Genomic DNA, 19,978 nt, shown 5'->3' on the forward strand with positions numbered 1-19,978 from the left:
TGTCTGAGCAGTACAGCTAGCCCCGTTGCGCAGGTGGGTCAGGACGAGTGGCGGATCTTGCGCGCGGCAGCGGTCGACCGCTGGGGTGTGACGGGCAGCATACCGCCGAGCGGAGGTTCCCATGACGCTGGAGCAGGCCCTCAACGACGAAGAGCGGCTGGCCGGCCTCGATCTGAGACAGCTGGAGCAGCTCGTCGGCCTCGTGGAGTACGACGCCTCGGCCGATCCGTTCCCGGTCAGCGGCTGGGACGGCCTGGTGTGGGTCGTCGGCAACGCCGTCCAGACCACGCACTTCTTCCAGTCCGCCTTCGGCATGGAGCTCGTCGCCTACTCCGGGCCCGAGACCGGCAACCGCGACCACCACTCCTTCGTCCTCACCTCGGGCTCGGCGCGGTTCGTCGTCCAGGGCGCCTACGACCCCGCCAGCCCGCTGGCCGACCACCACCGCGCGCACGGGGACGGGATCGTCGACATCGCCCTCGCCGTCCCCGACGTCGACCGCTGCATCGCCCACGCCCGCGGCCAGGGCGCCACGGTCCTCGAGAAGCCGCACGACGTCGCCGACGACCACGGCACGGTGCGGCTGGCCTCGATCGCCGCCTACGGCGACACCCGGCACACGCTGGTCGACAGGTCGCGGTACTCGGGCCCGTACCTGCCGGGCTACGTCGCGCGGACCTCGTCCTACCGGAAGCGGCCCGGTTCCCCGCGACGGCTGTTCCAGGCGGTCGACCACGTGGTGGGCAACGTCGAGCTCGGCGCGATGGACCGCTGGGTCGAGTTCTACAACCGGGTCATGGGCTTCACGAACATGGCCGAGTTCATCGGCGACGACATCGCCACCGACTACTCGGCCCTGATGAGCAAGGTGGTCGCCAACGGCAACCACCGGGTGAAGTTCCCGCTGAACGAGCCGGCGATGGGGAAGAAGAAGTCGCAGATCGACGAGTACCTCGAGTTCTACGGCGGGCCCGGGGCACAGCACGTCGCGCTGGCCACCGGCGACATCGTGGCGACCGTCGACGCGATGACCGCCGAGGGCGTGGAGTTCCTGCCGACGCCGGCGTCCTACTACGAGGACCCCGAGCTGCGGGCGCGGATCGGCGACGTCCGGGTGCCGATCGAGGAGCTCCAGGCGCGCGGCATCCTGGTCGACCGCGACGAGGACGGCTACCTGCTGCAGATCTTCACCAGGCCCACCGGCGACCGGCCCACCGTGTTCTTCGAGCTGATCGAGCGACACGGCTCGCTCGGCTTCGGCAAGGGCAACTTCAAGGCGCTGTTCGAGGCCATCGAGCGCGAGCAAGAACGCCGCGGCAACTTCTAGGGCGTTTATGGCCATAAACGCCCTCGGTGCGAGAGGGAGAGTTCGGTGGCGTTCTACCGGCAGGTGGGCGAGGTCCCGCCGAAACGGCACACGCAGTTCCGGCGTCCCGACGGGCGGCTGTACTCCGAGGAGCTGATGGGGGAGGAGGGCTTCTCCTCGGACTCCTCGCTGCTCTACCACCGCGGCGTCCCGTCGTCGCTGGTGGACGTCCGGCCGTGGGAGTTGCCCGACCAGTCGACGACGCCGAACAGCCCGCTGCTCCCGCGACACCTGAGACTGCACGACCTGTTCCCGGGCGAGGAGCACGCGGCCACCGACCCGGTCACCGGCCGGCGCCTGGTGCTGGGCAACGCCGACGTCCGCATCTCCTACGCGGTGAGCACCCTGCCGAGCCCCCTGTACCGCAACGCCACGGGTGACGAGTGCGTCTTCGTCGAACGGGGGACGGCGAGAGTCGAGACGGTGTTCGGGGCGCTGGACGTGCACGCCGGCGACTACGTCCTCCTCCCGCGGGGGACGACGCACCGGTGGGTGCCCAGCGGTGACGAGCCGCTGCGCACCTACGCCATCGAGGCGAACAGCCACATCGCCCCGCCCAGGCGCTACCTCTCCCGCTACGGCCAGTTCCTGGAGCACGCGCCGTACTGCGAGCGCGACCTGCGGACGCCGGCCGAGCCGCTGCTGGCCGAGGGCACCGACGTGGAGGTGTACGTGAAGCACCGCGGCGACGGGCCCGGTGGGCTGGTCGGGACGGTGCACGTCGTCCCGGAACACCCGTTCGACGTCGTCGGCTGGGACGGCTGTCTCTACCCGTACGCGTTCGACGTCGCAGACTTCGAGCCGATCACCGGGCGGGTGCACCAGCCGCCGCCGGTGCACCAGGTCTTCGAGGGGCAGAACTTCGTCATCTGCAACTTCGTGCCGCGCAAGGTCGACTACCACCCGCTCGCGGTGCCGGTGCCGTACTACCACTCGAACGTCGACTCCGACGAGATCATGTTCTACGTCGACGGCGACTACGAGGCCCGCAAGGGCTCCGGCATCGGCAAGGGGTCGGTCACCGTCCACCCGGGCGGGCACTCGCACGGCCCGCAGCCGGCCGCGGTCGAGGCATCCCTGGGCGTGGAGCGGTTCGACGAGCTGGCGGTCATGGTCGACACGTTCCGCCCGCTGGGCCTGGGCGAGGCCGGGCGCGCCGTGGACGACGGCCGGTACGCCTGGTCCTGGTCCGGCCGCGGACCGGGCGCGTAGGGCTCAGCCGACGGCGGCGTCGTAGCGGTCCAGGAGAACGGCGGCGATGCGCTCGTCGGGCAGCAGCGGGGCGGTGACGACGTCGGCCCCGGCGGCGGCGAGCTTGTCGTGGAAGTGGCCCGGGGCGAGCAGGTAGGCGGCGACGACGACCCGCTCGGCTCCCGCGCGGCGGGCGGCGGCCACGGCGTCGGGCACGGGCGGTTGCGCCGAGGCGCCGTACCCGGTCGTCACCGGCCCCGCCCACGAGCGCTGGAGCAGGTCCGCGGTCTCCTCGACGTCGGCGACCGAGCGGGGGTCGCTGGACCCGGCGGCCGCGACGACCACCGCGGTGAGCGGGTCGCGCGGGTCCGCTCCGGCCTCGGTGAGCCGGTCGAGCAGGACGGCGGCCAGCCGCGGGTCGGGGCCGAGCGGCCGGGCGGCGACGGCGTGCGGGGACCCGGCGACGGCCTGCGCGATGTCGACGTGCACGTGGTAGCCGCCCGACAGCAGCAGCGGCACCACGACGGCGGGGCGGCTCTCGGCGGCGAGATCCGCGACGACGTCGACCACCGTGGGCGGCTGGACGTCGACGAACGCCGCCGTCGTCACCAGCTCCGGCCTGCGGGCACGCGCGGCGAGGGCGAGTTCGGCGATCAGCCGGCGGCCGGTCGGATTGCGGGTGCCGTGCGCGCAGGCGACCAGCACCGGAGCGGCGCTCACAGTGCCCGGGACAACCCGCCGTCGACCGGGATCATGACCCCGGTCAGGTAGGACGCGGCGGGGGAGAGCGCGAAGGCGGCCACCCGACCGAACTCCTCCGGCCGGCCGACGCGGCGCAGCGGGATGCCGGCCTCGGTGCGGGCGCGGGCCTTCTCGGGATCGCCGGACGCCGCCTCGATCTCGGCGATCCGGTCGGTGGCGATCGTGCCCGGCAGCAGGCCGAACACGCGGATGCCGCGCGGACCCAGCTCGTCGGCCAGCGCCTTCGCCGTCATCGCAAGCCCCGGCCGCAGCCCGTTGGAGATCGCCAGGTGCCCGATCGGCTGCTTGACCGAGATGGACAGGACGAGGCCGATCGCCGCGCCCTCGGCGAGGTGCGGGACGAGCGCCCGGACCAGCCGCAACGGGCCGAGCAGGACGCTCTCGACGCCGTCCCGCCAGGCCTCCTCGGGCGTGCTCAGGACGGTGCCCGGAGCGGGCCCGCCGACGCTGATCAGGGCGCCGTCGACGGTGCCCAGCCGCTCCCGCGCCTCGGCGACCAGCCCCTCGGCGGTGTCGGGATCGGCGAGGTCGGCGGGGACGCCGAAGGCCCCCGATCCCAGCGAGGAGACGGCGGCGTCGACCGACTCGGCGGACCGGGAGCTGATCAGCACCCGGGCGCCGTCGTCGACCAGGGCGCGGGCGGTCGCGAACCCCAGCCCCCGGCTCGCGCCGGTGAGCAGGTAGCCGCGACCGCCCAGGCCCAGATCCATCAGGCGGCCGTGCCCCGCAGCGAGCGCAGGACGTACTGCATGATCCCGCCGTTGCGGTAGTAGTTCGCCTCGCCCGGGGTGTCGATGCGGACGACGGCGTCGAACTCCACGTCGCCGGCCTTCACCTTGACGGTGCGGGGCGTGCGGCCGTCGTTCAGCTCGGTGATCCCGGTGATGCTGAACTCCTCCTCGCCGGTCAGGCCGAGCGACTCGCGGTTCTGGCCCTCGGGGAACTGCAGCGGGAGCACGCCCATGCCGATCAGGTTGGAGCGGTGGATGCGCTCGTAGCTCTCGGCGATGACGGCCTTGACCCCCAGCAGCGCCGTCCCCTTGGCCGCCCAGTCGCGCGACGAGCCGGAGCCGTACTCCTTGCCGGCCAGGACGACCAGCGGGACGCCGGCGTCGATGTAGGCGCGCGAGGCGTCGTAGATCGTCGTCGTCTCGCCGGTCAGGAGGTTCTTGGTGAACCCGCCCTCGGTGCCCGGCGCCAGCTGGTTGCGCAGCCGGATGTTGGCGAACGTGCCGCGGATCATCACCTCGTGGTTCCCGCGCCGGGAGCCGTAGGAGTTGAAGTCGCGGCGGTCCACGCCGTGCTCGCGCAGGTACTGGCCCGCGGGGCTGTCGGCCTTGATCGAACCGGCCGGCGAGATGTGGTCGGTGGTCACCGAGTCGCCCAGCATCGCCAGCACGCGGGCACCGGAGATGTCCTCGACCGGGGCCGGCTCGGCCGGCATGCCCTCGAAGTACGGAGGACGCCGCACGTAGGTGCTGTCCTCCGCCCACTCGAAGGTGTCGCCGGTCGGGGTGGGCAGGTTCTGCCACTGCTCGGTGCCGGCGAAGACGTCCTCGTAGCTGCGGCCGAACATCTCCGCCGAGACGGTGGCGTCGATGACCCGCTGCACCTCCTGGGGGGAGGGCCAGATGTCGCGCAGGAAGACGTCGTTGCCGTCGGTGTCCTGGCCCAGCGGGTCGTTGTTCAGGTCGACGTCCATCGACCCGGCGATCGCGTAGGCGATGACCAGCGGCGGGCTGGCCAGGTAGTTCATCTTGACGTCGGGGTTGATCCGGCCCTCGAAGTTGCGGTTGCCCGAAAGCACCGAGACGACGGCGAGGTCGGCGTCGTTGACCGCCTTGCTGACCGGCTCCGGCAGCGGGCCGGAGTTGCCGATGCAGGTCGTGCAGCCGTAGCCGACCAGGTAGAAGCCGAGCTTCTCCAGGTAGGGGGTGAGCTCGGCCTTCTCGTAGTAGTCCATGACGACCGCCGAGCCCGGGGCCAGCGTCGTCTTCACCCACGGCTTGCTGGTCAGCCCGCGCTCGACGGCGTTCTTCGCCAGCAGCGCGGCGCCGATCATCACCTGCGGGTTGGAGGTGTTGGTGCAGGACGTGATGGCCGCGATGACCACGTGGCCGTGGTCGATCTCGGTCTCGGTGCCGTCCTCCATGACCACCTTGGTGGGCTTCCGCGGCCGCTGGTCGGTGTGCGCCTCGTCGTGGCGGTGCTCCAGCGGGCGGTCGTCCGGGCTGGAGCCGTTGAACGGGGCGGGGGCGTCGCTGGCCGGGAACGACTCGATGGAGGACTGGTCGGCGCGGCCCTTCGGGATCGAGTAGTCGCCGTCGACGTAGTCCTCCAGCGCGGTGCGGAAGCACTCCTTCGCCTCGGTGATCGCGATCCGGTCCTGCGGGCGCTTCGGGCCGGCGATCGACGGGACGACCGTGGCCAGGTCCAGCTCCAGGTACTCGGAGAACGCCGGCTCCTTCGACGGGTCGTGCCAGAGGCCCTGCTCCTTGGCGTAGGCCTCGACCAGCTTCACCTGGGCCTCGTCGCGGCCGGTGAGCTGCAGGTAGGTGATGGTCTCCTCGTCGATGGGGAACATCGCCGCGGTGGAGCCGAACTCCGGGCTCATGTTGCCGATCGTGGCGCGGTTGGCCAGCGGGACGGCGGAGACGCCCTCGCCGTAGAACTCGACGAACTTCCCGACCACACCGTGCTCGCGCAGCATCTCGGTGATCGTGAGGACCAGGTCGGTCGCGGTGGCGCCGTCGGGCAGCTGCCCGGTGAGCTTGAAGCCCACGACACGGGGGATGAGCATCGAGACCGGCTGACCGAGCATGGCGGCCTCGGCCTCGATGCCGCCGACGCCCCAGCCGAGCACGCCCAGGCCGTTGACCATCGTCGTGTGGCTGTCGGTGCCCACGCAGGTGTCGGGATAAGCCACAGTCGTGGTCACCCCGTCTGCTGACGTCTCGGTGCGCGGGAAGACCACGCGCGCCAGGTGCTCGATGTTGACCTGGTGGACGATGCCGGTGCCCGGGGGGACGACCTTGAAGTCGCTGAAGGCGCCCTGGCCCCAGCGGAGGAACTGGTAGCGCTCGCCGTTGCGCTCGTACTCGATCTCGACGTTGCGCTCGAAGGACTCCGGGGTGCCGAACACGTCGGCGATCACCGAGTGGTCGATGACCAGCTCGGCCGGGGCCAGCGGGTTGATCTTCTGCGGGTCGCCGCCGAGCTCGGCCATGGCCTCCCGCATGGTGGCGAGGTCGACGATGCACGGGACGCCGGTGAAGTCCTGCATGACCACGCGGGCGGGGGTGAACTGGATCTCCTGGTCGGGCTCGGCCGACGGGTCCCAGTTCGCCAGCGCGCGGATGTGGTCGGCGGTGATGTCCGCGCCGTCCTCGGTGCGCAGGAGGTTCTCGAGCAGGATCTTGAGGCTGAAGGGCAGCTTCTCCGCGCCCTCCACCGCGTCGAGCCGGTAGATGTCGTAGTCGGTGCCCTCGACGGTGAGCGTCGATCGCGCTCCGAAACTGTCCTTGCTGGCTGCCACTTCTCTGCGCCTACCCCTCGCTGGTTCGTCGCGTGCTGGTTCCTCGCGGCTGGTCCACGCGCTCGCGTCCACCCCCGATCATCCCAGCTCACGCAACTACGCACCGGGTGAGGCGACCCTTACCGTGGAGGGCGTGACCGGCGTCGTCCCCGATCCGCTGCCCGGCTGGCTGACCGCGGCGCGACGGATCACCGTGCTCAGCGGAGCGGGCATCTCCACCGACAGCGGCATCCCCGACTTCCGGGGGCCCGACGGCGTGTGGACGAAGAACCCCGAGGCCGAGAAGCTGGCGACGCTGTCGTACTACCTGGCCGACCCCGAGATCCGTCGTCGGTCGTGGCTGATGCGCCGCGACATGCACGGCCGGCGGGTGCAGCCCAACGCCGGGCACCTCGCCCTGGCCGACCTCGAGCGGCAGGGCCGGCTGCGCACGATCGTCACGCAGAACGTCGACGGCCTGCACCAGGCGGCGGGCTCCTCGCCGGAGCGGGTCGTCGAGATCCACGGGACCGTGCACGCCGTCGAGTGCCTGAGCTGCCGCGCGCGGACCTCGATGGAGTCGGCCCTGGAACGGGTGGCGGCGGGGGAGCCGGACCCGGCCTGCCTGGAGTGCGGCGGGATCCTGAAGTCGGCCACGATCAGCTTCGGGCAGATGCTGGACGGGGCGACCGTCGATGCGGCCGTCGAGGCGGCGCGCGACTGCGACCTCTTCCTCGCCGTCGGCACCTCGCTGCAGGTGTGGCCGGTGGCCGGGCTGGTGGAGATCGCCGCGCGGGAGCGGACGCCGGTGGTCATCGTCAACGCCGAGCCGACGCCGTTCGACGACCTCGCCGCCCTCGTGGTGACCGAGCCCATCGGGACGGCGCTGCCGCGGCTGCTGGCAGGCTGACCGGATGGCCGAGGACGACGACCTGACCGACGTGCTGGACCAGGTGGCCGCCGAGGCGAGGCCGCTGGCCGAGGACGACGAGGTGGCCGACCCCGGCGCCGGTCCGGACCACTTCGCCCTGGCGCTGTGCGAGCTGGACGGCACCGAGCACGTCGCGGGCGACGCCGACGTCGGGTTCGAGGTGCAGAGCGTGGTCAAGGTGTTCGCGCTCGCCGCGGCGCTGCGCCTCGTCGGCGAGGACGTGTTCCAGCGGGTCGGCGTCGAACCCTCCGGCGACCCGTACGACTCCCTGGTGCAGCTCGAGCACGAGCACGGCGTCCCGCGGAATCCGTTCATCAACGCGGGGGCGATCGTCGTCTGCGACGTGCTGGCCGAGGCGACGGGCTCGCCGGAAGCGGCCCGGGACGTGGTGACCGATCTGATGTCCGAGCTCGTCGGGGAGCGGCTCGAGCCGAACCCCGACGTGCTCGAGGAGGAGCGGGCCGGCAGCCACATGAACCTGGCCATGGGCCACCTCATGAGCTCGTTCGGCAACCTGACCCACCCGGTGGCCGACGTGGTCGACGCCTACGCGGAGCTGTGCGCACTGGTCGTGACCACGCGCAAGCTGGCCCGGGCGGCGCGGTTCCTCGCCAACGACGGAGTGGATCCGCGGACCGGCGAGCGGGTCCTGAGCGAGCCGCTGGCGCGGCGGGTGAACGCGGTCATGATGACCTGCGGGACGTACGACGCCGCCGGCCAGTTCGCCTACGACGTCGGGTTCCCCTGCAAGAGCGGGGTGGACGGCGCGGTGATGGGGGACGTCCCGGACCGGTTCGGCGTCTGCGCCTGGTCGCCGCCGCTGGACTCGGCGGGCAACTCCCGGGCCGGGCGGGCGGCGCTGCACATGCTCAGCGAGCGGCTGGGGCTGTCGTTGCTCTGACTGTCTGGGGCTGCTGTTGATCAGCCTTCCTGGTCGTCCGGCGTCCTCCCTCGTGGTCGGACGTGAGGGAGGACGCCGAACGATCAGGGCAGCTGATCATCACCGTCCTCAGCAGACGACGTGGCCGTGGCGGAAGACGCCGTCGGGGTCCAGCCGCCGCTTCAGCGCCTTCAGCCGCGCCAGGTCGCCGTCGCTCCACAGCGCGCCGACCTCCTGCGGCCCGGCCGGGCCCAGGAAGTTGAGCAGGCTGCCGCGCGCCGCCCAGGGAGCCAGCCGGTCGATCACCGCACCGGCCGCCGCGGGGACGACGTCGACCAGCGGCGGCGCCATCAACCCCAGCACCCACGCCGAGTAGGCGGCGTCGCGGCCGGCCACGGCGTTGGGCACGGCGGCCGGCCGGGACAGCGCCCCGCCGAGCTGCCGCAGCTCCACCATGATCAGCGGCACCTCGACGTCGGGTCCGGCGACCTCGAGCAGCGCGTCCACCGCCTCGGCCGGGAGCGCGCGCAGCGTCATGCCGTCGTGGTGGGACGGCAGCGGTTCGGTCGGGTCCACGTGGATGGCGTCCACGGCGGTGTACGGCATCTGCGCCACCGTGTCGATGATCGACGGCGCGACCGCGCGCATCGGCGCCAGCAGTGCGGCGCCCTCCTCGGCCGGGCCCAGGTGGGCGAACCGCAGGTGCACGACGGTCTGCCCGCGCAGCGGCTCGGGGACGTCGGGATCCGGCGGCATGCGCAGGATCGCGATCGAGGTGGTGGTCTCCTCGGGCAGTCCCGGCGCCCATTCGCGGTAGGCGTGCAGCAGCTCGCGCGCCGCGGTGCCCGGGTAGAAGATGCCGCCGCCGTGGAGGTCGGTCACCGGCACCAGCCCGAACTCGAGCTCGGTGACGATGCCCAGGTTGCCCTTGCCGCCGCGCAGCGCCCAGAACAGCTCGGCGTCCGAGTCGGCGTCGACGGTCCGGGCCGTCCCGTCGGCGGTCACGAGCGTCGCACGGCGGACGTGGTCGGCGGCGAAGCCGTGCTTGCGGGCCATGACGCCGGTCCCGCCGCCGAGGGTGTAGCCGACCACACCGACGTCGGACGACGACCCCGACAGCGGCGCCAGCCCGTGCTCGGCCGCGGCGTCGATCACCCGGCGCCACCGGACCCCGGCGCCCACCACCGCGGTCCGGGCGGCGGGGTCGATCTCCAGCCGGTCGAGCCGCGAGGTGGTGACCAGGACGGCGTCGTCGAGCGCGGACATCAGTCCGTGGCCGGTGGCCTGCACCGCCACTGACATCCCGGCACGGGCGGCCCAGCCGACGGCGGTGGCGACGTCCGCCGTGCTGGTGGCGCCGACGACGACGGCCGGCCGGAGGAGGTGCGCGAGGTTGAACGGGGCGACCTCGTCGGCGAGACCGGGATCCCCGGCGCGCAGGACCGGGCCGGCGACGGCGGCGGCGAGCTCGTCGAGGGACGGGGCGACGGTGTGGGGCGGTACGGCGGACCGGGGGCGGGGCAGCCGCGGGCGAGGGCGCAGGAGGCGGGCCATCGTCATCGCCCCGCGGTGATCTCGAGCTCGACGAGCATGCCGGGCAGCGCCAGCCGGGTCACGCCGACGAGCGTCATCGGAGGCGTGGCGCCGACGCGGGCGAGCCGCTCGACGAGCACGTCCCAGGAGGCCAGGACGGCGTCGACGTCGACGGCGTGGACGGTGAGCCGCAGGACGTCGCGGAGATCCATGCCCGCGGCCGCCAGCAGCGCCTCGACGTTCTCGACGGCCAGGGCGAGCTGGGCGGCCGGATCGCCCTCGTGCAGCAGGGCGCCGTGCTCGTCGACCGGCCCCTGCCCGGAGGCGGTGAGGAGGGTGGCCGGCGCCGGACGGAGCTGGGCCTGGTCGAAGCCGAGGGCGGCACGCCAGCCCGAGGGGTTGATGCGCTCCAGCGGAACGGTACTCGTGGTCATGGCGACCAACCTGGCGACAGGGACGGCGGTGCACCATCCCAGCGGACTGGTGTTCGCCGCCCCCAGACTTCTGGGGGTACTCAGAACCGCCGCCGAGGACCACACTGACCGCCGTGCGCAGCAGCATGCTGTCCGAACGGGTCCGTGCCCAGCTCGCCGGCCTGGCCGTCGCCGGCCTCGACCTGCCCACGTACGCCCGCAGCGCGCTCGACGCGCTGACCCGCGCGGTGCCCTTCGCGGCGGCCTGCTTCGCCACCGCCGACCCGGCGACCGGCCTGGTGACCGGCACGGTCAAGACCGGCGGCCTGTCCGACGCCCGCGACGAGGAGTGGGCCCACTACGAGTACGAGGTGCCCGACCCCTCGGCGTTCGTCGAGGTGGTGCGGCGCCCCGGCGGTGTGCTGGCGCTGGGCACGGACACCGGCGGCCGTCCCGAGCTGTCGCCGCGCTTCGGCGAGCTCATCCGGCCCACCTGGCACTTCGACGACGAGCTGCGCGCGGCGCTGCGCACCGAGGGCGGCACCTGGGGGTTCCTGGCGCTGTTCCGCGACGGGCCGGGTGCGGCGTTCACCGTCGCCGAGCAGGAGTTCGTCAGCGGCGTCGGAGCGGCGCTCGCCGGCGGCCTGCGGGCCGGGATCCTCGCCTCGGCCGCGGTGGCCGCCGTCCGGGTCGACGGGCCGGCCGTGCTGGTGGTGGACGAGCACGGCGAGGTCGTCTCGGCCAGCGTCGGGGCAGCGGCCCGCGTCGACGACCTCGGCGGCGGCGTCCTGGGCCGGGCACCGCTGCCGCTGGCCCTGCTCGCGCTCGTCGCCGCCGCCCGGCAGTGCGCCCGCGACGCGGACCCCGCCGTCCCCAAGGTCCGGCTGCGCACGCGGTCCGGCGCCTGGGTCGTGGCCCACGCCTCCCGGCTGCTGTCGCGGTCCGGCGCCACCTCCGACGTCGTCCTCACCATCGAGGAGGCACGTCCGCCGGAGATCGTCCCGCTGGTCGTGGCCGCGTTCGGGCTGACCGCGCGCGAGCAGGAGGTGGTCGCGCTCGTGCTGCAGGGCGTCGACACCACCGGCATCGCCGGCGCACTGCACCTGTCCGCCTACACCGTCCAGGACCACCTGAAGGCGGTGTTCGCCAAGGTCGGGGTGCGCAGCCGGCGCGAGCTGATCGCCCGGGTCTTCCACGACCAGTACGCACCGAACCTGGCCGCGCGCGCCCCGCTGGCGCCGTCCGGTTGGTTCGCCGATGCCGGGACGCCGGCGGTCCCGGCTCCTCGGTCGCCCGCGGTCGGCTCGGCCCCGCTAGCGTGACGGGCACCACGACGAGGGGCCGGTAGCTCCGGCCCGTGAACCTCGGGAGTTCGGCATGCGCGTCCCCCTGACCACCCGCGACTTCCTCGACCGCGCCGAGCTGGTCTACGGCGACCGCGTCGGCATCGTCGACGAGCCGAACCAGCCCGCGCCGTCGTTGGGCGACGTCAGCTACCGCGAGGTGGCCCGCCGCGGCCGGGCGCTGCAGGCGGCCCTCGACGAGCTCGGCGTCGGCGAGGGCGAGCGGGTCGCGATCGTCAGCCACAACGCCGCCCGGCTGCTCGAGGTGCTGCTCGCCGTCCCGTCGTCGGGCCGGGTCGCGGTGCCGATCAACTTCCGGCTGTCGCCCGAGGAGGTCGAGTTCATCGTCGGCCACTCCGGCGCGCGGGTGCTGCTGGTCGACCCGGAGCTGGAGACGACGCTCAAGGGCGTCCAGGCCGAGCACCGGTTCGGCACCGGCGAGGAGTACGAGCAGCTGCTCCGCTACGACACCGAGCCCCGCGCCTGGGCCGAGCCGGACGAGGACGCGACCGCCACGATCAACTACACCTCGGGCACCACCGCGCGGCCCAAGGGTGTGCAGATGACCCACCGCAACCTGTGGATCAACGCCGTCACCTTCGGCATGCACATGCAGGTCAGCGACCGCGACGTCTACCTGCACACGCTGCCGATGTTCCACTGCAACGGCTGGGGCCTGCCGTACACGATGGCCGGGCTCGGGGCGAAGCAGGTCGTGCTGCGCAAGGTCGACGGTGCGGAGATCCTGCGCCGGGTCGAGCAGCACGGCGTCACGGTCATGGCCGGGGCACCCGCCGTGTGGAACGCCGTCCTCGAGGCCGCCGCGGACTGGGACGGCGAGATCCCGGGCCGCGACAGGGTGCGGATCATCGTCGCCGGTGCCCCGCCGCCGTCGAAGACCATCGCCCGCGTCGAGGCCGAGCTCGGCTGGGAGTTCAACCAGATCTACGGCCTCACCGAGACCGCCCCGCTGCTCACCATCAACCGGCCGCGCGCGGAGTACGACGACCTGGACCCCGAGGAGCGGGCCAAGCGGCTGTCCCGGGCCGGGGTGCCGAGCCTCGGCACCCGGCTGTCGGTCAGCGAGTCCGGCGAGGTCCTGGCGCGGAGCAACACGGTGCTCGAGGGCTACTGGGACAACCCGGACGCGTCGGGCGAGGCGCTCGAGGGCGGCTGGTTCCACACCGGGGACGGCGGCTCGATCGACGACGGCGGCTACGTGACGATCTCCGACCGCAAGAAGGACGTGATCATCACCGGCGGCGAGAACGTCTCCTCGATCGAGGTGGAGGACGCCGTGTTCAGCCACCCGGCGGTCGCCGAGGTCGCGGTCATCGGCGTCCCGGACGACAAGTGGGGCGAGATGGTCACCGCGATCGTCGTCGTGGCCGAGGGCGAGCAGGTCACCGAGGCCGACATCATCGCGCACTGCCGCGGCAAGATCGCCGGCTACAAGATCCCGAAGCGGGTCGAGTTCCGCGAGGAGCTGGCGCGGACGGCGACCGGCAAGATCCAGAAGTTCAAGCTGCGCGACGAGTTCTGGGCCGGCTCCGAGCGGCAGGTGAACTAGTCGAAGGAGTGTCACCAGGTCGGGTCGTCTCACCCCGAGGGGTGAGACGGGCTCAACGGTGCCTGCCGTGACGCCGATCTCCGCGGTGTGGACAGCGTCAGCTCGAATCGCAGGGCATCGGAGGTCCTCAGTCGCGCAGCGTTGCGCGCGGCCGGCACGGCCCTCGCGGCCGCCCTCCTCCTCGGCCTGACCCCGTCGGTCGCCGACGCCACCCCGCGCCGGCCGACGGACGGCGAGATCGCATCCGCCAGGGCCCAGGCCGACGCCGTGGCCGCCCGCATCGGTGCGCTGAACGGGCAGCTGGCCGGGGCCGAGGCCGCCGTCGACGCGGCCCGCGCCGAGGCGCTGATCGCCCTGGACGAGTTCCAGGCCACCGAGGCGGCCGCCGAGGCCGCCCGCGGGCACGCCGAGGCCGCGTCCGCCAAGGCCGCCGCCGCGGCCGAGGAACTGGGCGGTGCCCGCGCCGACGTCGTCGCGTTCGCCCGCCGCACGTACATGGAGGGCAGCACCAACCCCGGCGCTGCCGCGCTGCTCACCTCCGGCAGCCCGGCGCAGATGATCGAGCGCGCCGCCCTGCTCGAGGCGGCCGGCGCGCACCGCTCCGACGTCCTGGTGAAGGTCACGGTCCTCCAGCAGGAGGCCGCCGCGGCCGAGGTCGTCGCCCGGGCCGCGTCCGCCGAGGCCGAGGCTCTCCAGCAGCAGGCCCAGGCCTCGCTCGAGGTGGCCCGTACCGCCGAGGTGAGCGCCCGCCAGCAGCAGGCCGAACTGGTGGAGCAGCAGGCCACCGTCCAGGCCGAGCTCGCGACCGCGCAGCAGCAGCTGACCACGCTGGTCGGCGAGCGGGCCGCCGCCGATCGGGCCTCCGCGGCCCGGGCGGCCGCCGTGGCACCTCCGCCGCCCCCGGCACCGGCTCCCGCCCCGGCCCCCGGCGGACCGTCGGGCGGGGCGGGCAACACCAGCCCGGCGGGTCCGGGGTCGTCGTCCAAGGCGCAGGTCGCGATCGATGCCGCGATGGCCTACATCGGCACCCCGTACGCGTGGGGTGGCGGCGGGCGGCGGGGCCCCGGCCCCGGCCAGGCCCCCGATCAGGGCGTGATCGGGTTCGACTGCAGCGGGCTCACCCAGTACGCCTACGGGCAGGCCGGCATCTCGATCCCGCGTAACAGCCGCGCGCAGTACGCCGCGCTGCCCAAGGTCGACCGGGCCGCCCTCAAGCCGGGTGACCTGGTGTTCTGGGCGACCGACCCGAGCCGGCCGTCGACCATCCACCACGTCGCCATCTGGCTGGGCGGGGACCGGATCCTGGAGGCGCCGGAGAGCGGCAGCTTCGTGCGGGCCACCGGCATGCGCTGGGGCGGCTACGCGGGCGCCGTGCGGCCGAGCGCGTAGGCGACGAGCCCCGGGCGGACCGGGACGTCGAGGCGTCGGGCAGCCACGGGGGGAGCTGCCCGACGCACCGTTCAGGCTAGCAGTCGCAAGGCGCGGTGGGCAGGACGTCGCTCCCGCGATCGCGGCGTCCAGCGGCCGTCCAGAAACGTGTAGGACACTGGCTCCCGGGGACGGCCGCGCGCCGCCCCCGTCGACGGTCTCCCCACCCCGGGAGCCTCGGCCCGGCACGACCAGGGAGCCCCGTGACGAGCGCCGCCAGCACGCCGATCGAGACCGCGTCCCCGCAGGCAGGGGCGCCGGTGCCGCCCTCGACGGACGCCGCCCGCCTGGAGCGGGTGCTGTTCGAGATCAAGCGCGTCATCGTCGGCCAGGACCGGCTGATCGAGCGCATGCTGGTCGCGCTGCTCGCGCGCGGGCACGTGCTGCTCGAAGGCGTCCCGGGCGTGGCCAAGACGCTCGCCGTCGAGACGCTGGCCACCGTCGTCGGCGGCTCGTTCGCGCGCCTGCAGTTCACCCCCGACCTGGTGCCCGCCGACATCATCGGCACGCGGATCTACAAGTCCGGGCAGGACGCCTTCGACACCGAGCTCGGCCCGGTGTTCGCCAACTTCGTCCTCACCGACGAGATCAACCGCGCCCCGGCCAAGGTGCAGTCGGCGCTGCTGGAGGTCATGGCCGAGCGGCAGGTGTCGATCGGCGGCGTCACCCACCCGCTGCCCGACCCGTTCCTGGTGCTCGCCACGCAGAACCCGATCGAGTCCGAGGGCGTCTACCCGCTGCCCGAGGCGCAGCGCGACCGCTTCCTCATGAAGGTGCTCGTGGACTACCCGAGCCCCGAGGAGGAGCGGGAGATCATCTACCGGATGGGCTCCGAGCCGCCGGTCGCCGAGACGATCCTCGGCCCCGACGAGCTGCGCCGGCTGCAGAAGACCGCCTCGCAGGTCTTCGTGCACCACGCGCTGGTCGACTACGTCGTGCGGCTGGTGGTCGCCACTCGCGCTCCGCGGGAGCACGGCATGGAGGACGTCGCGACGTGGGTGTCCTACGGCGCGAGCCCGCGCGCCTCGCTGGGGCTCATCGCCGCCAGCCGGGCGCTGGCGCTGGTCCGCGGGCGCGACTACGTGCTGCCGCAGGACGTCCTTGACATCACCGGTGACGTGCTGCGGCACCGCCTGGTGCTCTCCTACGACGCGCTGGCCGACGGCGTGCCCGCCGACCACATCGTCAAGCGGATCGTGCAGACCGTCCCGCTGCCGCAGGTCGCGCCGCGGCAGAACGCCGGCGGCTACGGCCCGAGCGCGCCGGGCGGCCCGCAGGTGCCCCAGTTCGGCCCGCCGCAGGGCCCGACCGTGCAGGGTCCCCCCGCGCCGGGTGCTCCGGGCGGCAACGGACACGGACCGCACCCCGCGTGATCCGGCGTCGCCGCGCCGCCGACCCGCCACCGGCGGGTCCCGCCCATCCCGGCCTCCTGCTGCACGCCGAGGGCGACGGCACGAGTTCCGGCGCGGGCGCCCCGCCGCGGTTCACCGACGGCCCGGCCGACGTGCTGCTGCGCCGCCTCGAGCTCACCGTGCGCCGCCGACTCGACGGGCTGCTGCAGGGCGACCACCTCGGCCTGGTGCCCGGATCGGGCTCGGAGGCCGGTGACTCCCGCACCTACCACCCGGGCGACGACGTCCGGCGCATGGACTGGCCGGTGACCGCGCGCACCCAGGTACCGCACGTCCGCGAGACCATCGCCGACCGCGAACTGGAGACCTGGGCCGTCGTCGACCTCTCGGCCAGCCTCGACTTCGGCACCGCCCACTGCCAGAAGCGGGACCTCGCCATCGCCGGGCTGGCGGCGGTCGGGCACCTCACCGTGCACGGTGGCAACCGGCTCGGCGCCGTCGTCACCACGGGGGAGCGGGTGGACAGGTACCCCGCGATGCCCGGGCGGCAGGCGGCCGAACGGCTGCTGCGCGGCGTCGTGGCCACCCCGCGGGCCGCTGGCGGCCGCCGCGGCGACCTCGCCGCGGCCCTGGAGACGCTGCGCCGGCCGGAGCGCCGCCGCGGCCTGGTGGTGGTCATCTCCGACTTCCTCGGCGACAGCGACTGGGAGCGGCCGCTGCGCGCGCTGGGCACCCGGCACGAGCTGCTCGCGGTGGAGGTGCTCGACCCCCGGGAGCTGGAGCTGCCCGACGTCGGCCTGCTGACCGTCGTCGATCCCGAGACCGGCCAGACCCTGGAGGCGCCCACCGGCGACGCCGAGTTCCGGGCGCGGTTCGCCGAGGGCGCCGCGGCCGAGCGGGCCCGGATCGCCGCCGCGCTGCGCCGCGCCGGGGCCGGGCACCTGCGGCTGCGCACCGATCGGGACTGGCTCATGGACGTCGTCCGCTTCGTCGGAGAACGCCGGCGCGCCGGCAGTGGAGGAGCGTCACGATGACCTTCCAGTCACCGCTCTGGCTGCTGGCGCTGCTCATCGTCGGCGCGCTGGTCGCCTACTACGTGTTCCTGCAGTGGCGCCGGAAGGCGTACGCGGCCCGGTTCACCAACGTCGCGCTGCTCGGCTCGCTGGTGCCCAAGCGGCCGGGGTGGCGCCGGCACGTGGCGTTCGCGATCGTCGCCGCCGGCATCGCGACGCTGGTCGTTTCGTTGGCGAAGCCGAGCACGGAGGTGCGGGTGCCGCGGGAGCGGGCGACGGTGATCATGGCCGTCGACGTCTCGCTCTCGATGGAGGCCCGCGACGTCGAGCCGACCCGGTTCCGGGCGATGCAGAAGGCGGCCAAGGAGTTCGTCGACGTGCTGCCGGAGCGGATCAACCTGGGGCTGGTGGCCTTCTCCGGATCGGCGGCGACCCTGGTGCCGCCGACCACCGACCGCGACCAGGTGCGCGGCGCGATCGACAACCTCGAACTGGCCGAGTCGACTGCCATCGGCGAGGCGATCTTCACCTCGCTGTCGGCCATCCAGAACTTCCAGGCCACCCTCGAGGACGCCGGCGAGGAGCCCCCGCCGGCGCGGGTCGTGCTCCTGTCGGACGGCTACTCGACGGTCGGCCGCAAGGAGACCCTGGCCATCGACGCGGCGAAGGACGTCGCGATCCCGGTCTCGACGATCGCGTTCGGCACCGACTACGGCACCCTGGACATCGACGGCGACACGGTGGCCGTGCCGGTCGACCGGGCCACGCTGGAGCGGATCGCCGATGAGACCGGCGGCAGCTTCAGCGAGGCGACCAGCGCCGAGGAGCTCGAGGACGTCTACGCAGACCTGGGCAGCCAGATCGGCTACACGACCGAGCCGCAGGACATCAGCGCGCGGTTCGTGACGGCCGGCGTCCTGGTGCTCCTGGTCGGCGCAGGCTTGAGCCTGCTCTGGACCAACCGCCTGGTCTGACTCCGCTTCACCGCGAAGAGCCAGGCTGCTTCTCCGCGGAAAAGCAGGCGGTGGGTGTCGAGAAGCGGCGATCGGCTCCGTCCCTGAGGTGCACGCGGCCAGAATGGGCCGCACTCGACCAGGGAGAACACCATGGCCAAGTACCTGCTGCTCAAGCACTACCGCGGCGCACCGGCGGCGGTGAACGACGTCCCGATGGACCGCTGGACCCCGGACGAGGTCAGCGCGCACGTCCAGTACATGAACGACTTCGCCGCCAAGCTCGAGAGCACCGGCGAGTTCGTCGACGGTCAGGCGCTCGCGCCCGACGGCATGTGGGTCCGCTCCGACGGCGAGGGCCGGCCGCCGGTCACCGACGGCCCGTTCGCCGAGACCAAGGACCTGATCGCCGGCTGGATGATCATCGACGTCGACAGCCAGGAGCGGGCCGTCGAGCTGGCCGGTGAGCTCTCCGCGGCGCCGGGCGCGGGCGGCGAGCCGATCCACGAGTGGCTCGAGGTCCGGCCATTCCTCACCGCGCCGCCGACCATCACGGAGTGACCGGCGGTGGACGAGGCGCTGCTCCGTGCGCTGACCCCCACCGTCATCGGGATCCTCGGCCGCCGCGGAGCTGACTTCGCGGCGGCCGAGGACGCCGTCCAGGAGGCGCTGGTCGAGGCGCTGCGGGTGTGGCCGTCCGCCCCGCCGCGGGATCCGAAGAGCTGGCTGACCACCGTGGCCTGGCGCAAGTTCCTCGACGCCGCCCGCGCCGACACCTCTCGCCGGCAGCGCGAGGAGCGCGTCCAGGTCGAGCCGACGACGGGGCCGGGCAGCGAGCGCGACGACACCCTGCAGCTGTACTTCCTCTGCGCGCACCCGACGCTCACCCCGGCATCGGCGGTCGCGCTCACGCTGCGGGCGGTCGGCGGGCTGACCACGCGGCAGATCGCGCAGGCCTACCTGGTGCCCGAGGCCACGATGGCGCAGCGGATCAGCCGGGCGAAGAAGACGGTGGCCGGCGTGCGGTTCGACAGGCCGGGCGACGTCGGCACGGTGCTGCGGGTGCTGTACCTCGTCTTCAACGAGGGCTACTCCGGCGACGTCGACCTCGCCGCGGAGGCGATCCGGCTGACCCGCCAGCTCTCCGCCGGGATCGACGACGAGGAGCTGCGCGGCCTGCTCGCGCTGATGCTGCTGCACCACTCGCGGCGGGCGGCCCGGACCCGGCCCGACGGAGGTCTGGTGCCGCTGGCCCAGCAGGACCGGTCGCGGTGGGACACCGCCTGATCGCGGAGGGCGTCGAGATCCTCCAGGCCGCACTGGCTCGCGACCGGCTGCGGGAGTACCAGGCACAGGCGGCGATCGCCGCGCTGCACGCCGACGCCCGCACGGCGGCGGAGACCGACTGGGTGCAGATCGTCGAGTGGTACGACGAGCTGGTCCGGCTCACCGGCAGCCCGGTGCACCGGCTCAACCGGGCGGTGGCGGTGGGGGAGGCCGACGGCGCGCGGGCCGGGCTCGCCGCACTCGCCGAGCTCGATCCCGGGCTGCCCCGGTACACCGCTGTCGCCGCGTACCTGCACGAGCGGGACGGCGACCTGCCGACGGCGGCCCGGCTCTACGCCGAGGCCGCGCGGGCCGCGGCGAACCTCCCCGAGCGGGACCACCTGAACCGCCAGGCGGCCCGGCTCAACGCGGAGCTCCGCGGCTGAGCCGGACCGCCCCGCGG

Annotated in this window: 18 protein-coding genes; 13 read left to right on the forward strand and 5 right to left on the reverse strand. The window is 73.5% G+C overall.

What is annotated here, in order from left to right:
- Window positions 1–121: 121 nt before the first annotated feature.
- Together hppD and A6V29_RS05690 are read left to right on the forward strand one after the other, a co-directional pair.
- Window positions 122–1,327 (forward strand): 4-hydroxyphenylpyruvate dioxygenase, encoded by a 1,206-nt coding sequence (gene hppD / locus A6V29_RS05685; protein WP_137159412.1) that lies wholly within the window; start codon window positions 122–124, stop codon window positions 1,325–1,327.
- 45 nt (window positions 1,328–1,372) lie between these two features.
- Entirely contained in the window at window positions 1,373–2,578 is a 1,206-nt protein-coding gene (locus tag A6V29_RS05690) for a homogentisate 1,2-dioxygenase (RefSeq protein WP_137159413.1), read from the forward strand.
- 3 nt (window positions 2,579–2,581) lie between these two features.
- On the opposite strand, the gene A6V29_RS05695 is transcribed toward A6V29_RS05690, so the two are convergent.
- The 3 genes from A6V29_RS05695 to A6V29_RS05705 are packed head-to-tail and all read right to left on the reverse strand — an operon-like array spanning window position 2,582 to window position 6,854.
- A complete protein-coding gene (locus tag A6V29_RS05695; RefSeq protein WP_212719027.1) occupies window positions 2,582–3,277 on the reverse strand; it encodes a sirohydrochlorin chelatase in 696 nt (231 codons plus the stop codon).
- Window positions 3,274–4,029: an SDR family oxidoreductase gene (locus tag A6V29_RS05700; protein WP_137159414.1), complete on the reverse strand. Its 756-nt coding sequence runs from the start codon at window positions 4,027–4,029 to the stop codon at window positions 3,274–3,276. The genes A6V29_RS05695 and A6V29_RS05700 overlap by 4 nt, the downstream gene beginning before the upstream one ends.
- Window positions 4,029–6,854, reverse strand: coding sequence for an aconitate hydratase (locus A6V29_RS05705; protein WP_137159415.1), 2,826 nt, complete (start codon window positions 6,852–6,854; stop codon window positions 4,029–4,031). The genes A6V29_RS05700 and A6V29_RS05705 overlap by 1 nt, the downstream gene beginning before the upstream one ends.
- Window positions 6,855–6,987: 133 nt before the next feature.
- Between A6V29_RS05705 and A6V29_RS05710 the strand changes: the two genes are divergently transcribed.
- Together A6V29_RS05710 and glsA are read left to right on the forward strand one after the other, a co-directional pair.
- On the forward strand, window positions 6,988–7,743 hold the full coding sequence (locus A6V29_RS05710) for an SIR2 family NAD-dependent protein deacylase (protein ID WP_137159416.1): 756 nt from the start codon (window positions 6,988–6,990) through the stop codon (window positions 7,741–7,743).
- Between the two features lie 4 nt (window positions 7,744–7,747).
- A complete protein-coding gene (gene glsA / locus A6V29_RS05715; RefSeq protein ID WP_137159417.1) occupies window positions 7,748–8,665 on the forward strand; it encodes a glutaminase A in 918 nt (305 codons plus the stop codon).
- Between the two features lie 108 nt (window positions 8,666–8,773).
- On the opposite strand, the gene A6V29_RS05720 is transcribed toward glsA, so the two are convergent.
- Window positions 8,774–10,204: an FAD-binding oxidoreductase gene (locus tag A6V29_RS05720; protein WP_212719030.1), complete on the reverse strand. Its 1,431-nt coding sequence runs from the start codon at window positions 10,202–10,204 to the stop codon at window positions 8,774–8,776.
- A complete protein-coding gene (locus tag A6V29_RS05725) occupies window positions 10,201–10,611 on the reverse strand; it encodes a RidA family protein (protein WP_137159418.1) in 411 nt (136 codons plus the stop codon). The genes A6V29_RS05720 and A6V29_RS05725 overlap by 4 nt, the downstream gene beginning before the upstream one ends.
- 113 nt (window positions 10,612–10,724) lie before the next feature.
- On the opposite strand from A6V29_RS05725, the gene A6V29_RS05730 reads away from it, so the two are divergent.
- The 9 genes from A6V29_RS05730 (at window position 10,725) to A6V29_RS21510 (ending at window position 19,961) form a co-directional block, all read left to right on the forward strand.
- A complete protein-coding gene (locus tag A6V29_RS05730; protein WP_212719032.1) occupies window positions 10,725–11,912 on the forward strand; it encodes a response regulator transcription factor in 1,188 nt (395 codons plus the stop codon).
- Window positions 11,913–11,967: 55 nt separating this feature from the next.
- A complete protein-coding gene (locus tag A6V29_RS05735) occupies window positions 11,968–13,503 on the forward strand; it encodes a long-chain-fatty-acid--CoA ligase (RefSeq protein WP_137159419.1) in 1,536 nt (511 codons plus the stop codon).
- Window positions 13,504–13,644: 141 nt separating this feature from the next.
- Entirely contained in the window at window positions 13,645–14,892 is a 1,248-nt protein-coding gene (locus A6V29_RS05740; protein ID WP_249933045.1) for a C40 family peptidase, read from the forward strand.
- A gap of 242 nt (window positions 14,893–15,134) precedes the next feature.
- A complete protein-coding gene (locus tag A6V29_RS05745) occupies window positions 15,135–16,304 on the forward strand; it encodes an AAA family ATPase (RefSeq protein ID WP_249933046.1) in 1,170 nt (389 codons plus the stop codon).
- Window positions 16,301–17,317 (forward strand): DUF58 domain-containing protein, encoded by a 1,017-nt coding sequence (locus A6V29_RS05750; protein ID WP_137159421.1) that lies wholly within the window; start codon window positions 16,301–16,303, stop codon window positions 17,315–17,317. Before A6V29_RS05745 ends, A6V29_RS05750 begins: the two co-directional genes overlap by 4 nt.
- Window positions 17,314–18,270 carry a VWA domain-containing protein gene (locus A6V29_RS05755; RefSeq protein WP_137159422.1) on the forward strand — a complete coding sequence of 319 codons (957 nt, stop codon included), beginning with the start codon at window positions 17,314–17,316 and terminating at the stop codon, window positions 18,268–18,270. Before A6V29_RS05750 ends, A6V29_RS05755 begins: the two co-directional genes overlap by 4 nt.
- 132 nt (window positions 18,271–18,402) lie before the next feature.
- Complete coding sequence (locus A6V29_RS05760) at window positions 18,403–18,810, forward strand: YciI family protein (RefSeq protein WP_137159423.1); 408 nt, start codon at window positions 18,403–18,405, stop codon at window positions 18,808–18,810.
- A gap of 6 nt (window positions 18,811–18,816) precedes the next feature.
- Entirely contained in the window at window positions 18,817–19,536 is a 720-nt protein-coding gene (locus tag A6V29_RS21505; RefSeq protein ID WP_249933047.1) for an RNA polymerase sigma factor, read from the forward strand.
- Entirely contained in the window at window positions 19,521–19,961 is a 441-nt protein-coding gene (locus A6V29_RS21510; RefSeq protein WP_249933048.1) for an RNA polymerase sigma factor, read from the forward strand. Before A6V29_RS21505 ends, A6V29_RS21510 begins: the two co-directional genes overlap by 16 nt.
- Window positions 19,962–19,978: the final 17 nt, after the last annotated feature.

The sequence above is a fragment of the Blastococcus sp. CCUG 61487 genome (genome assembly GCF_005222955.1).
Lineage (GTDB): Bacteria > Actinomycetota > Actinomycetes > Mycobacteriales > Geodermatophilaceae > Blastococcus.

Coding starts and splice junctions, on each gene's coding strand:
- hppD (WP_137159412.1), top strand. CDS start 122: ATGACGCTGGAGCAGGCCCTCAACGACGAAGAGCGGCTGGCCGGCCTC.
- A6V29_RS05700 (WP_137159414.1), bottom strand. CDS start 4,029: ATGGATCTGGGCCTGGGCGGTCGCGGCTACCTGCTCACCGGCGCGAGC.
- glsA (WP_137159417.1), top strand. CDS start 7,748: ATGGCCGAGGACGACGACCTGACCGACGTGCTGGACCAGGTGGCCGCC.
- A6V29_RS05720 (WP_212719030.1), bottom strand. CDS start 10,204: ATGACGATGGCCCGCCTCCTGCGCCCTCGCCCGCGGCTGCCCCGCCCC.
- A6V29_RS05725 (WP_137159418.1), bottom strand. CDS start 10,611: ATGACCACGAGTACCGTTCCGCTGGAGCGCATCAACCCCTCGGGCTGG.
- A6V29_RS05735 (WP_137159419.1), top strand. CDS start 11,968: ATGCGCGTCCCCCTGACCACCCGCGACTTCCTCGACCGCGCCGAGCTG.
- A6V29_RS05755 (WP_137159422.1), top strand. CDS start 17,314: ATGACCTTCCAGTCACCGCTCTGGCTGCTGGCGCTGCTCATCGTCGGC.
- A6V29_RS05760 (WP_137159423.1), top strand. CDS start 18,403: ATGGCCAAGTACCTGCTGCTCAAGCACTACCGCGGCGCACCGGCGGCG.